Below are 13,090 nucleotides of genomic sequence, written 5' to 3' on the forward strand. Positions count from 1 at the left end.
CGACCCCCGCGCAGCGACGCGGACCGGCGTGCCGGTTTCGCTCTGCCCGCGATCGTGCGCGGGCGCAATCTCGAAGAAGCCGCCCGGCCGAGGCGATGCCTACGCTGGCGGAACCGGACAGGCAACCGATGACAGGCGGCGCACATGGGCAACCCCATCGTTTCCGACCGTGGAGCCGACATCGAGCAGACGCTCGCGGCCGGGGCACAGTTCATGGCGGACCTGAGCCGCGCCATGGTGACCCTGTCGTGCGCCCTCGGGGACCAGCTCGGGCTGTTCCAGGTGCTGGCCGACGGCGCTCCCCGCAGCGCCGACGCCATCGCCGGCAAGGCCGGCGTCGACGCCCGCTACGTGAGTGAATGGGCGCGGACGATGGTCGCGGGCGGCTACCTGGAGATGGACCCCTCCGGGCAGGAGTTCCGGCTGTCGCCGGCCCACGCCGCCCTGCTGGCCGACCCCGAATCACCCTTCTACGTCGGCGGCATCGCCCGGCTGGTCCCGCCGCTGGCCGCGATGGTCGAGCAGGTGGCGGGCTGCTTCCGCAGCGGCGCCGGACTGACCCCGGCCGACTATCCGCCCGCGATGTACGAGGCCACCTGGCGGATGAGCGCCAAGTGGCTCAGGGCGATGCTGCTCGACCAGTGGCTGCCGCTCGTCCCCGGCCTGGAGGAGAAGCTGACGGCCGGCGCGCGGGTCGCCCATCTGGCCTGCGGCTCGGGCACCGCCCTCGCCCTGCTCGCCCAGCGGTTCCCGGCGTCGCGGTTCGTCGGGGTCGACCGGCACGACCTCAACGTCGAGCGGGCCCGCCGGGAGATCGCCGAGCTCGGCGTCACCGACCGCGTGACGCTCACCAGGGTGGCGGAGTTCGCGGACGGCCTGTCCGGCTCCTTCGACCTGATCATGACGTTCGACGCGCTGCACCTGGCCACGGACCCCGGCGAGGTCCTGCGCAGGGTCGCCGGGGCGCTGACGACGACCGGCGTCCTCCTCCTGCTGGAGACCCACTGCTCGACCGACCCGCACGAGAACGTGGGGGAGGTCCCCGCCTTCCTCTACGGCACCAGCACCCTGTACTCGGTTCCGCTGTCCCGGACGGGAGAGACGGTGGCGGGCATGATGGGGCTCCCTCACCCGGTGCTCGCGGCCATGTGCGCCGACGCCGGGCTGACGGCTCCCCAGCAGGTCGCCGCCCCCACCCCCTTCAACGTCCTCTACCAGATCAGGAGGGCGTCATGAGCCCCGCCCCCAGTGCCCGTCCGGTCACCGGCGCCCCGTCACCGGCCGCGCCGATCCGCTGGACGGAGGCGGCGCCCCAGGCCGGCGACGGCTCGCAGCGGGCGCGGGTGCCCGTACCCGTGGACCATCGTGACCCGGACGGGCCGACGATCGACCTCGCCGTGGTCCGTCACCCGGCGGGCGGGCGCGGCACCCGGCAGGGCGTGCTGGTCGTCGCGCCCGACGATCCCGGTAGCTCCGGCATCGCGCTGGCCGCCGAGCTGAGGAAGGCGCTGCCCCCGTCGGTCACCGACGTCTTCGACGTGATCGGGTTCGACCATCGCTTCAGCGGTGAGAGCGCGCCGCTGCAGTGGGGGCTGGACCAGCGGGAGATCTTCTGGGTGTTCCACCAGTCCGAGTCGTTCGCCGCCGAGGTCCGCTTCCAGGCCGAGATCGCGGCCAAGGCGGCCGACCGCTCCCTGGCCGTCCTGCCGCACATCACCACCCGCAACATCGCCCGGGACATCGACGTCATCCGGCGCGGCCTCGGTGAGGAGCGCATCTGCCTGATCGGGCACAACTACGGCTCCTACGTCGCCGCCGTGTACTGCCGGCTGTTCGGCGACCGCGCCGACCGGGTGATCCTCGACAGCGTGCTCAGCCCCGACTGGGTGTGGCGCGGCCTGTTCGGCAACTTCGCGCGCAACTGCGAGGCCACCCTGCGGCAGTGGTGCGCGCGGACCGCCCGGCCCGGAGGACCGCTCGGCGACACCCCGCAGCGGGTGCGCGACGCCTTCGACGAGGTGCTGCGCAAGGCGGGCGCCGGCGGGATCATGCTCCCCGGCGTGCCGGTGCCGTTGGACGACCAGTTCCTGCGGGTGCTGGCGATGATGATGCTGAGCTCGCAACGCTCGCACCCCGCCCTGGCGGACGTCGTGCGGTCGGCCAGGACCGGCGCGGCCCTGCGGGCGGAGACCCAGCAGCTCATCGGCTCGATGTTCGCCGTCCCGCGCGACGCCGCCACCTCCGCCGCGCAGATGGCGATCCTGTGCGGGGACGCGGCCTGGCCGCGGGAGCTGGAGGAGTACGAGGCGGCGAGCGAGGAGGGGACGGGGTTCATGGACCGGGCGCTGCTCGGGGTCAAGGCGGGCGCGTTCTGGCCGGTCCAGCCGCTCGAACCGCCGACGGAGTTCGGCCCCGCCGCCGCGGACGGGGTGCTGCTCGTCCAGGCCGAGCAGGACATGTTCACCTCCTCCGTCGGCGCGACGCAGCTGCGGGGCCTGCTGGGCGAGCGGGCCCGGCTGGTCATGGTGCGCGGCATGACGGAGCACCGCGTCTTCCCCTTCGCCGGCGACGCCCGGGTCGACGCGCTGGCCGGGGAGTTCCTGACGACGGGACGGCTGCCGGACGCCGACGTCGTCCTGGACGGCGACCGGACGCGAGAGCTCTGAGGGGGCCGACGATGAACCAGCCGAACACCGACCTGGCCGCCTACTACGACCAGCAGGTCGAATGGAGCGCCCCCGACCCCGCGCTGGGCGGCGCCCGCCGCGCGGCGCTGCGGGTTCCCCTCGACTACCGGCGCCCGGGTGACCGCGACATCGAGATCGGCATCGCCAGGCACGAGGCGACCGGCCGCCGCCGGGGCGTGCTGATGATCGGCCCGGGCGACGACCTGGGCAACAGCGGCCTGAACCTGCTCACCGCGCTGCTCGGCAGCCTGCCCGATGCGCTGATCGAGGCGTTCGACGTCGTCGGCTTCGACCACCGGTTCATGGGGGCGAGCACACCGATCTACTGCGACCTCGAACCGTCCGAGCGCTTCTGGGTCTTCCACTACCCCGAGTCGTTCGACGCCGAGATCCGCTACCAGGCCACGGTGGCCGCCAAGTGCTCGGCCGGCTCGCTCGACCTGCTCGCCCACGCCAACTCCCGCAACATCTGCCGGGACATGGACGTGATCCGCGGCGTGCTCGCCGCCGACCGGATCGACTACCTGGGCTACTCGTACGGGACCTATCTGGGCGCCGTCTACGGCGAGATGTTCGGCGACCGCCTGAACCGCGCGGTCCTGGACGCCATCTGCAGCCCGGACTGGGTGTGGCGCGGGCTGTTCACCGACTTCCCCGAGAACGGGGAGCGCGCGCTGAACCGGTGGTGCCGCTGGGCCGCCACCCGGCACGGCACGTACCGGCTCGGCTCCACCGGGCCCGACGTGCGGGCCGCCTACGACGGCGTGCTCGCCGCGGTCGACCGGGGGGACCAGGTCACGCTGATGGGGTTCCCGCTCGATCGCACCCTGGCCAGGCTGATCCCTGTGGGGATGCTCAACAGCGAGAAGGCGTACCCGGTCCTCGCCGGCATCGTCCGGCACCTGCTCACCGGAGCGGACCTCGACGCGGACAGCGTCGACTTCCTCACCCGGATGTTCGGGCAGCCGAAGGAGGAGAGCGGCACGGTCGCCCAGCTCGCGATCCTGGCCGGCGACGCGTCATGGCCCCGCAGCCCCGCCCTCTACGAGCAGGACATGCTCAAGGCGGCCGAGGAGTTCCCCTGGACCGGCGCGGCGCTCAACGGGATCAAGGCGCCGGCGTTCTGGCCCGTCCCGCCGGCGGAGCCCGCCACCCGGCTCGGCACGGAGGCAGGGGGCGGACGGTACCTGCTGGTGGCCGCCGACGAGGACATGTCCACCCCGTGGGTGGCCGCCCGCCGCATGCACGAGGTGCTGGGGGACCGGTCGAGCTTCGTGACCGTCGCGGACACGGCGCATCATCGCGTCTTCCCCTTCTACGGGAACGCCGGCCTGAACGAGCTGGTCAGCGACTTCCTGCTGACCGGCAGGACGCCGGGCCCCGACCACGTCTGCCCCAACCCCGACAGGATGCTGGAGCCGCCCGCGTCCGGCCGGGGATGACGGGCCGCGGGCGGTAGCCTCCCCTCATGCTGATCGAGAAAGAACGGCATGACGGCATTCGCAGCGGCGCCATCACCGTGTTGTTCCGCCGCTGGCGGCAGCGGCAGGCGACCGCGGGCAACGTGTACCGCACCGCGCTGGGCCGGGTGGCGGTCGACGCGATCGACGTCGTGGAGGCCGGGCGGATCACCGACGCCGACGCGGAGGCCGCCGGCTATCCGTCGGCCGCCGCCGTGGTCGAGGATCTTCGCGGGCATCCCGGCGACCCCGTCTACCGGCTCCGCGTCCGGTTCGTCGACGAGCCCGACCCGCGCGACGAGGCGGCGGCCTCCGGCGACCTGTCGGCGGAGGAGCGGGAGACCATCGCGGCCAGGCTCGCCCGGCTGGACCGGGGGAGCAGGACCGGCCCGTGGACCGAGGCGACGCTGGAGATCATCAGCCGCCGGCCGGAGGTCCGGGCCGGCGACCTGGCCGACGAGCTGGGACGTGACGCCGCGCAGTTCAAGCTGGACGTGCGCAAGCTCAAGAACCTCGGGCTGACCGTCAGCCTCGGCACCGGCTACCGGATCTCCGCGCGGGGAGCGGCCTACCTGGCGGGCCGGGCACGCGATCGGTGAGGCCCCGCGGCCGGCGGCCGCTCAGCGCGGGGCCTCCTCGGGGGGAGCCCAGCCGAACACGTCCGCGCTCTGCTGGCCGGCGTCGCCCCCGCGGGTCGTGGCGATCAGGATCGCCCTGCGGATCGCGACCAGCAACGGCGAGCGCACGTGACCGACCCGGCCCAGCAGCCGTGACTGGCGGACGATCCGGCGCACGCGCGGGCCCCGCTCGGCCGCGTAGCGCCGCAACGCCCGCTCCACCCCGGCGCCGTCGGTCAGGTCCGGCGTGGCGCCGTCGGTCCCGCCCACCCCGGCGCCGTCGGTCGCGTCCGGCATGGCGGTGCAGGTTCCGGTGAGCGCGGCGGCGAGGACGGCCGCGTCCTCCAGGGCCATCCCGGCCCCCTGCCCGAGGGTGTACACCATCGGGTGCGCGGCGTCGCCGGCGAGCACGACGCGGCCCCGGCTCCACGTGCGCGGCGGCGGCCGGTCGAAGACGTCGTGGACGACACAGCCGGCCGGATCGGCCGAGGCCGGCACCTTGCGCAGGTCCGGATGCCAGGAGCTGGTGCGGTCGATCACGTGGGCCAGCGCCTCGGCGACCGGCCGGCGCGGCCAGACGCCGCGCGGCGCGGTCATCGACGCCACCCAGTACAGGTCGCCCCCGCCGAGCGCGGCGGCGAAGAGCACCAGGCCCCGTCCGTAGGCGATGAACCCGTCGGGGTGGGCCGCGGGGGCGGGCCCGATCCCGCGCACCGCGGTGAACCCCCGGTAGCGCGGCTCGCCGTCGCCCAGCAGTTGCGCGCGTACGGCCGAGTTGACGCCGTCGGCCCCGACCAGCAGGTCGCCGCGCAGCACCTCGCCGGCGTCGGTGACCAGCTCGACGTGCGAGCCGTGGTCGAGGTACCTGGCGGCGGCGCGTCCGCCGGCCAGCTCCACCCCGGCGTCGGCGGCCGCCTCCCAGAGCAGCGCGTGGAGGCCGGCGCGCAGGATGGTGACCGCCGGCATGCCGTAGCGGTCCTCGTACCCGTCGAACGACACCGACCCGAGCAGCCGGCCGCGCTCGTCCAGGAACGCGCTGCGATGCGGGGGCGCGCCGCGGCCGCCGGCGGGATGGCCGGCCGCGCGGACCCGGCCGGCCAGACCGGGCGCGATCGCGGCGAGCGCCTTGACGGCGTTGGGGGCCAGCACCAGCCCGCCACCGGCCGGGTCGGGTCCGGCCGAGCGCTCCAGGACGACGGCGGCGAACCCGCGGTGGCGCAGCGCGATGCCCAGCGCCAGCCCGGTGACGCCGCCGCCCGCCACGAGTACGCGGCCTCGCCTCGTCGGATGCATGTCCCGAGCATGCCCGAGGCGGGTCGCGAACCCTTCTCCGACATTGCTGCCACCGGTCCGTGACGGCTCTCCGGCGGCTCGCGACATGAAACGCGTAGGATGTAGCCGACCCTTGACGGGTAGGATCTTCCCTACCTAGGATTGCCGCATGGAAATCACGCATCTGCAGAAGTTGACCATTCCCGTCACCGACCAGGACGCCGCCAAGGCGTTCTACGTCGACAAGCTCGGCTTCGAGGTCCGCAGCGAGACGCCGATGCCGATGGGCGACAACCTGCGCTGGATCGAGGTGGCGCCCAGGGGCGGGCAGACGACGCTGGTCCTGTGCAACTGGATGCCGGACCTCCCCAAGCTGCAGAACGCCATGCTCGAGACCAAGGACACCGACGAGGCCGTGGCCGCCCTGCGCGACGCCGGCGTCACCGTCGACGACCCCAACCAGACTCCGTGGGGCAAGCAGGCGGCCGTCACCGACCCCGACGGCAACCGCTTCATCCTCGTCGACGGCGGCGGCGCCTGATCGTTCGTCACCACCGCGCGGCGTGCCCGCGGTGATCCACCCAGTCGTCCCTCCGTGGGAGAAGCCATGACCCAACCCCCTCGTGACGAAACGTGGTCACCATCCGGTGCCGACGATGCCGCGCCCGCGAGCACCGTCTCGTCCCGGATGTGGATCACCCTGGTGCTCGTCTCTCTCGGGGCCATGATGGAGGCGCTCGACTCCACCGTGATGGCGCTCGGGAACCCGAAGATCGCCGTCGAGCTGGGGACGGAGCTCAGCCAGCTGCAGTGGGTCAGCAACGGCTACATGTTCGCGGTGGTCGTCTTCCTGATCACGGCCGGGAAGATGGGCGACAGGTTCGGCCACCGCACCACCTTCCTCGTGGGGATGGTGGGGTTCGCCGCGAGCTCGGTGGCCGCGGGACTGGCCGGCTCCGTCGAGGTGCTGATCGCCGCCCGCGTCGTGCAGGGCCTGTTCGGGGCCGTGCTCGCGCCCAACTCCCTGGCGATCATCCGCAACCTGTTCCCGTTCGACCGGATGAAGACGGCCATCGGCGTCTGGGCCGGGTTCGGCGCGCTGGCCATGGCGGCGGGGCCGTTCATCGGCGGCCTGGTGGTCGGCCAGTTCGGGTGGCGGGGGATCTTCTTCCTCAACGTCCCGATCTGCGCGATCGTCGTGATCGCCGGGCTGGTGCTGATGGACAAGGGGCGCGAGGAGCGACTGGCCGCGCCGATCGACATCCCCGGCGTGATCCTGCTGTCGGCCGCGTTGCTGGCGCTGGTGTGGGGGGTCGTCCGCATCCCCGTGGACGGTCTCGACCTGTACACCGGGCTGTGTTTCCTGGGCTTCGTCGTGCTGGGGGCGCTGTTCCTCTGGCGGCAGCAGGCGTCGGCGAACGCGGTCCTGCCGCTGCGCCTGTTCCGCTCCGCGTCCCTCTCGGCCGCGGTCGTGGTCCTCACGATGGCCGCGTTCGTGGCCTTCGGCAGCTATTTCTACTTCGGCCTCTACCTGGAGCAGGTGCAGGGGGCCACGCCGCTGCTCGCCGGGGTGCTGTTGCTGCCGCAGACCGTCCTGTTCGGGGTCGGCGCCGCGGTCGGCGGCAAACTGGGCAACGACCGGGGCCCTCGCGTGCCGATGATGCTCGGCGCGGTCCTGGTCGCCCTGGGCTCGGTGGGGATCACGCTGCTGCAGGCCGACTCGTCGTACGCCCTGCTCGGTCCGTCGCTGGGGCTGATGGGCATCGGGATCGGCGCGATCGTCCCGGTGGCCGTCGGGGTGATCCTGGGACACAGCCCGGCCAACCTCGCGGGGACGGCGTCGGGCATGCAGCAGACCGGCCTGATGCTGGGCGCCGTGCTGGGCACGGCCATCCTCGGGGCGATCATCAGCGTGCGCGTCGCCGCGGACCTTCCCGGGCGGCTCAGGGCCGCGGGCGTTCCGCCGGACGCCGTCGACAAGGCGACGGACCAGGCGGCCGTGGCGGCTCAGGGCGTCCTGCCGCACGTCACCGGGGTGGCGCCGGATGTCGGTGCGCAGATCAGGACCGCGGTCGGCCAGAGCTTCACCAGCGGCCTCAACACCGCGCTGATCGTGGGCGCCGTGCTGATGGTCGTGGCCGCCGTGATCGCGAGCCGGGTCAAGGCGCCCCCACAGGGGGCGGGCGCGTCCTGGGGCTGAGCAACTCCCCCCTTCCGCAATCCGACGAAAGGAACCTGGAATGGCGCTCTCCGGAGCGGAGATGCTCGTCCGCGTCTCGGCATCCCTTCCCGACAAGACCGGCAAGTCGCTCGATGAGTGGGTGGCCGAGGTCCGCAAGTCCGGGACCGACCCGCTCGATCAGCGCGCGGTGCGGCAGTGGCTCAAGTCCGAGCACGGCCTGACCAAGCCGCAGCAGGAGGCGGTCGCCATCGCCGCGGCCAAGGACGCCGGGTGGGCCGAGCCCACCGCCGACGACCATCTCGCCGCCCAGTACGCCGGACCTCAGGAGAGCCTGAAGCCGATCTACGAGGCGCTCGTCGCGGCGGCCACCGAGCTGGGCGACGACGTGGCCGTCGAGGTGCGTGCCACCTTCGTCGCGGTGAACCGCAAGCGCCAGTTCGCCGCGGTGCAACCCGCCACCGGCAGCCGGATCGACCTCGGGCTGCGGTTCGTCGACCCGCCGGCCGACGAGCGGCTCAAGCCGGCCAAGGCCCCGGGCCAGTCCACCCACAAGATCGGCCTGACCGCCGTCGAGCAGGTGGACGACGGCATCAAGGCGCTGCTTCGGCAGGCGTACGAGCAGAACTGACGCGACCTGCTGTCTCCGCCGGCCCGCCTGGTGGCGGGGCCGGCGGGGCGCGGGTCAGCGCAGATAGTCCCGGGCCGGGTTGGCCCGCGGGTAGCGGCGCAGGTACGAGAAGAAGTCGGCGAGGGCGGCGTCGCCGTGGGTCAGCAACCCGGGGGTGTAGTGGATCGTCATCAGCACGGGCGCGTCCTCCGCCAGCAGGTTGAACATGAACGCCTGCACCCTGGTGAGGAACTCCTCGGCCGCCTCCGGCGGCTCGCCGGGCAGCACATGGGTGCCCCAGCCGAAGAATGAGGCGGTGGTCCGCTCCCGGGGCGCCGCCATGCCGGTGATCCAGTAGAACCAGCGGCCGTCGAGCGTTCCCTGCTGCCAGAAGATGTTGCTGCCGTGGATCGACGCCCACACCCGGTACTCCTCTCCGCCGGGCATCAGCGCGTGGTAGCGGTATCCCACCGAGAACCGGTCCCAGGTGACCGAGTCGTTGGGGTCCTCGACGAACTTCCCCTCATGGGGGAGCGCGAAGTGCTGCAGGTCCATCGTCTGGGCCGCGACCACCCAGGGATCGACCGCCAGCTCCTGGTCGAACGCCAGCGCCCGCGTCGCGACGGGCGTCCCGGGCATCGGCGGCTCCGGCTGGGGGAGCGCGAACAGCGGGGCCGAGCCGTTGAACGCCCAGACGATGCCGTGCGACTCGACGGTGGGGAAGCGGAACAGGCGCGCCCGGGGATCGACCGGCGTGCCGTTGGCCGACAGGCAGCGGCCGTCCATGCCGTAGCGCCAGCCGTGGAAGGCGCAGCGGATCGCGTCACGTTCGAGGCGGCCCACCGACAGGTCGGCGCCCAGGTGGACGCAGTAGGCGCTGAACACGGCGACCTCGCCGGAGCGGGAGCGCACGGCCACCACCCGGCCGCCGAGCAGGTTCACGCCGACGATGCCGCCGTCCGCCGGCAGGGCGGTGCTCAGGCACACCGGGAACCAGGTCTGCGTGAACAGGCCGTCCGCACCCTCGGACGGGATGCTCTCGGCGCGGGGCCGAGGTCGTACGTCATCCGAGATGGTCATGGTGAATGCCGTCCTTCCCGGCAGGCGCTGGACCGCGTTCAGTGTCTCTGCGGCCTGACGGCCCGGTCAATCGCACCCGGCAGAACGACAATCTCGAAGAAACCCCGACATATGCCGATGTGTTTGCCTATGAGGGTGTCATCCGTGGAGGGGCCGACGGGGAGGAACCGTGACCGTGGAAACGGACCAGCTGGCCGCCAACAAGGCCGTCGTACAGAAGCTCGTCGACGCGTGGAACGTCCGGGACGTCTCCGCGATGATGCGGTACTGGGCACCGGACATGGTGCATCACGGCCGCGACGGGACCATGCCGGCCGGCCTGGTGGGCAGCGAGATGCAGCGGTTCATCGCCGCGTTCCCGGACATCCGGATCGACGTCGAGGACATGGTCGCCGAGCGTGACCTCGTCAGCACCCGGCTCACGGTCTCGGCGACCCACTCCGGCCCCTATCTGAACATGGAGCCGACGGGCCGGGCCGTCCGCTGCGCGCTGATGGGCCAGCTGCGCATCGTCGACGGCAAGGTGGTCGAGCACTGGGGCGTGGCCGACACCGTGCATCTTCTTGAGCAGCTCGGGCTGATCGACAGCGAGCTGCTGGAGGCGACGGCCTGACAGCGACCTGGGAGGGCGTGTGAACGACGAACTGGCCAAGATCAAGGCCGAACGGGAAGAGATCGTACGGCGTTTCCGCGGAGCCGTGCTGTTCTCGAAGGACTTCACGGCGATACAGGAGGTGCTGGCCCCGGAGTTCGTGGACCACTTCGCGCCCCCGTGGGACCCGCCCGGCCGCGACGGCGTCGCGCACCGGTTCGGCCAGGCCGCCGACGCGCTCACCACCACCAAGGTGGAGGTGCTCGTCTCGGTGTGCGAGGGGGAGTACCTGTCGCAGGCCATCGAGCTGCACTTCGCGCACACCGGCGAGTTCATGGGCGTCCCCGCCACCGGCAGGACGTTCGCGATCGGCGGATCGAACACCTTCCGCTTCGACGGCGCCCAGATCGTGGAGCACTGGGGGGTCTTCGACGTGGCGAAGATCCCGGATCTGCTGCGGGAGACGCACGGCGCGCAGGGCGGCTGGGCGTCGATGTGGCCGAACCCGGAGCCCTCCAACCGGCCCTGAACGACCGTCGCGGGCGGCGGGTGGACCTGGGGGACGTATCGATGGATGCTGCAGGGACCTGGAGGTAGGAGTGCGGATGCGCGAGAACGGCGCAACGGGCAGGGTCGACGTCCACGACGATCACCGGCTCCGGGCGGTGGAGGAGGTCCTCGGCAAGATCCGCCGCGACCTGTCCCGCGCGCACTCGCTCGACGACCTGGCGCAGACCGCGTGCTTCAGCCCGTTCCACTTCCTTCGCGTGTTCCGGCTCATCACCGCCACCACCCCGGCGCGGTTCCTGGCGGCGCTGCGGATCGCCGAGGCCAAGCGGCTGCTCGCGGCCACTGATCTGGACATCACCACGATCTGCATGCAGGTGGGGTACACGAGCCTCGGCACCTTCTCCCACCAGTTCGCCCGGCACGTCGGGGTCTCGCCGCGGAAGTTCCGGCGGCTGATCACCGAGATGTCCGACCAGTCCTGGGACGCGGTGCTGGACGCGGTGGCGCCGCCCCCGCTCCGTGCCGGGCGGGCCCGCAAGCTCCGGGTACGGTTCAACGGCCTGGAGCCGGGCCGCATCGCGCTGGTCGGGCTGTTCGAGTCCGGCATCCCGCAGGGCTGGCCGGCCGCCTGCGCCATGGCCCGGGAGTCCGCCGAGGTGGACATGGCGGTCGGCCCCGACGGCGCCTACATGGCGCTGGCGATGAGCTTCTCGCCGGACGCCGACATCGAGGCCATGATGACCGGCGACCTGCCGAACCAGTACCTGGTCGGCTCGTACGGGCACGTCCACGTCGAGGACGGCCACGTCGCCGAGAGCGACATCGTCATCGATCTGCGCCCGCGCCGGCCCAGCGATCCGCCCATCGTCTTCGCCTCCCCGCTGCTGGCCGCCCAGGAGAGCGGCTTCGATCCGACGCCGAAAAGCCTGCCGGTCGGCCGCGAGCGAGCTTGCGCAGGATCGAAGAAGTTCCGGGACCTGGCCTGATCTAGCGTTTGGGCCACCGCGCGAACCGAACAAGCGGAGGTGACCCGTGACCACACCCCCGGCCCCGGCGACCGGCCAGGACGATCCGGTTCCCCGCCCGATGGGCGAGCACCTGCCACACGAGGGGGACGACGGACTCTACACACAGAGCTGGTATCCGATCTGCATGGCCGCCGACCTGACGGCCGGCAAGGTCGTCGGCGCGGAGTTCCTGGGCGGGCGCGTCGTCGCGTTCCGCGACAGCTCGGGCCGGCCGTCGGTGGTGTCGGCCTACTGCCTGCATCTCGGCGCCGACCTCAGCGTGGGAACCGTGTCCGACGGCATGCTGCGATGCCGTTTCCACGGCTGGGTCTACGACGAGCAGGGGGTGTGCCGCCGGACCGGCAGCGGCGACCCGGTGCCGGACGGCGCGCGGTTGTTCCGCTTCCCCACCGCGGAGAGGTTCGGCGTCGTGTGGGCGTTCAACGGCACCGAGCCGATCTTCCAGATCCCCGAGCTGCCCTGCCCGGAGGACGAGGTCCGGGCGCGACGGGGACGGTTCGGGCACCTGGCCATGGAGCCCTGGATGGTGTCGGCGCACACCCTGGACCTGCAGCACCTGTCGCTGCCGCACGGGTTCGACCTGAAGACGCCGCCCGCCGACACCGTCCGGCACAGCGCGCACAGCCATGGGTACGACCTCGTCGGCTCCCTGCCGGACGGCACCTCGTACGACGTCCAGATCGACATCCACGGCCCCAACCTGTTCCTGCAGACGGGCCTGCTCAACGGCCGCTGGTACTTCTGGATGACCTCGCCGAGCCTGCCGGCCCCGGGCCGGACGGACTCCTTCTTCGTCTACGGCGTCCGCAAGGGCGAGTCGGAGACCGAGGAGTCGGCGGAGAAGGCGCTGCAGCAGGTGTTCGAGGCCCAGATGCAGTTCTACTCCGACGACTCCGACATCTTCGACACCATCCATTTCCAGCCGGGCCTGCTCACCTCCCGTGACAGGACCCTGGCGATGTTCCTGGACTACATGCGGACCTGTCCCCGCGCCAATCCGGCACGCGAGTTCCTCAGCTGACCACCCCGTGTCCCGCTCTCGAACGGAGTACAAG

Annotated in this window: 13 protein-coding genes; 11 read left to right on the forward strand and 2 right to left on the reverse strand. The window is 72.2% G+C overall.

Translation table 11 applies throughout. The features are described from left to right. Positions 1-144: 144 nt before the first annotated feature. The 4 genes from MTP10_RS30710 to MTP10_RS30725 are packed head-to-tail and all read left to right on the forward strand — an operon-like array spanning position 145 to position 4,746. Positions 145-1,236, forward strand: a complete 1,092-nt coding sequence (locus tag MTP10_RS30710; RefSeq protein WP_310713568.1) for a class I SAM-dependent methyltransferase — start codon at positions 145-147, stop codon at positions 1,234-1,236. After that, complete coding sequence (locus tag MTP10_RS30715; protein ID WP_310713570.1) at positions 1,233-2,666, forward strand: alpha/beta fold hydrolase; 1,434 nt, start codon at positions 1,233-1,235, stop codon at positions 2,664-2,666. Before MTP10_RS30710 ends, MTP10_RS30715 begins: the two co-directional genes overlap by 4 nt. Before the next feature lie 11 nt (positions 2,667-2,677). Next, entirely contained in the window at positions 2,678-4,129 is a 1,452-nt protein-coding gene (locus MTP10_RS30720) for an alpha/beta fold hydrolase (RefSeq protein WP_310713572.1), read from the forward strand. A gap of 26 nt (positions 4,130-4,155) precedes the next feature. After that, positions 4,156-4,746, forward strand: coding sequence for a hypothetical protein (locus MTP10_RS30725; protein WP_310713575.1), 591 nt, complete (start codon positions 4,156-4,158; stop codon positions 4,744-4,746). 21 nt (positions 4,747-4,767) lie between these two features. Here the strand turns inward: MTP10_RS30725 and MTP10_RS30730 are convergent, their stop codons facing one another. After that, complete coding sequence (locus MTP10_RS30730) at positions 4,768-6,057, reverse strand: FAD-dependent monooxygenase (RefSeq protein ID WP_310713577.1); 1,290 nt, start codon at positions 6,055-6,057, stop codon at positions 4,768-4,770. A 148-nt stretch (positions 6,058-6,205) separates the two neighbouring features. Between MTP10_RS30730 and MTP10_RS30735 the strand changes: the two genes are divergently transcribed. The 3 genes from MTP10_RS30735 to MTP10_RS30745 all read left to right on the forward strand — a co-directional run bounded on the left by MTP10_RS30735 (position 6,206) and on the right by MTP10_RS30745 (position 8,846). Next, complete coding sequence (locus MTP10_RS30735) at positions 6,206-6,577, forward strand: VOC family protein (RefSeq protein WP_310713579.1); 372 nt, start codon at positions 6,206-6,208, stop codon at positions 6,575-6,577. A 147-nt stretch (positions 6,578-6,724) separates the two neighbouring features. Further along, positions 6,725-8,236: an MFS transporter gene (locus MTP10_RS30740; protein WP_310713581.1), complete on the forward strand. Its 1,512-nt coding sequence runs from the start codon at positions 6,725-6,727 to the stop codon at positions 8,234-8,236. 40 nt (positions 8,237-8,276) lie between these two features. Continuing rightward, complete coding sequence (locus MTP10_RS30745) at positions 8,277-8,846, forward strand: DUF5655 domain-containing protein (RefSeq protein ID WP_310713583.1); 570 nt, start codon at positions 8,277-8,279, stop codon at positions 8,844-8,846. Positions 8,847-8,900: 54 nt separating this feature from the next. Here the strand turns inward: MTP10_RS30745 and MTP10_RS30750 are convergent, their stop codons facing one another. Continuing rightward, positions 8,901-9,905: a Rieske 2Fe-2S domain-containing protein gene (locus MTP10_RS30750; RefSeq protein WP_310713585.1), complete on the reverse strand. Its 1,005-nt coding sequence runs from the start codon at positions 9,903-9,905 to the stop codon at positions 8,901-8,903. A 169-nt stretch (positions 9,906-10,074) separates the two neighbouring features. On the opposite strand from MTP10_RS30750, the gene MTP10_RS30755 reads away from it, so the two are divergent. The 4 genes from MTP10_RS30755 to MTP10_RS30770 all read left to right on the forward strand — a co-directional run bounded on the left by MTP10_RS30755 (position 10,075) and on the right by MTP10_RS30770 (position 13,056). After that, a complete protein-coding gene (locus MTP10_RS30755; RefSeq protein WP_310713587.1) occupies positions 10,075-10,518 on the forward strand; it encodes an ester cyclase in 444 nt (147 codons plus the stop codon). Positions 10,519-10,537: 19 nt separating this feature from the next. Further along, entirely contained in the window at positions 10,538-11,026 is a 489-nt protein-coding gene (locus MTP10_RS30760; RefSeq protein WP_310713590.1) for an ester cyclase, read from the forward strand. Positions 11,027-11,102: 76 nt separating this feature from the next. Beyond that, positions 11,103-11,993 (forward strand): helix-turn-helix domain-containing protein, encoded by an 891-nt coding sequence (locus MTP10_RS30765; RefSeq protein ID WP_310713592.1) that lies wholly within the window; start codon positions 11,103-11,105, stop codon positions 11,991-11,993. 46 nt (positions 11,994-12,039) lie between these two features. Continuing rightward, positions 12,040-13,056 carry a Rieske 2Fe-2S domain-containing protein gene (locus MTP10_RS30770; RefSeq protein WP_310713594.1) on the forward strand — a complete coding sequence of 339 codons (1,017 nt, stop codon included), beginning with the start codon at positions 12,040-12,042 and terminating at the stop codon, positions 13,054-13,056. Positions 13,057-13,090 lie beyond the last annotated feature (34 nt).

Origin of the sequence: Nonomuraea sp. 3-1Str, from assembly GCF_031570565.1 — a bacterium.
Taxonomy (GTDB): domain Bacteria; phylum Actinomycetota; class Actinomycetes; order Streptosporangiales; family Streptosporangiaceae; genus Nonomuraea.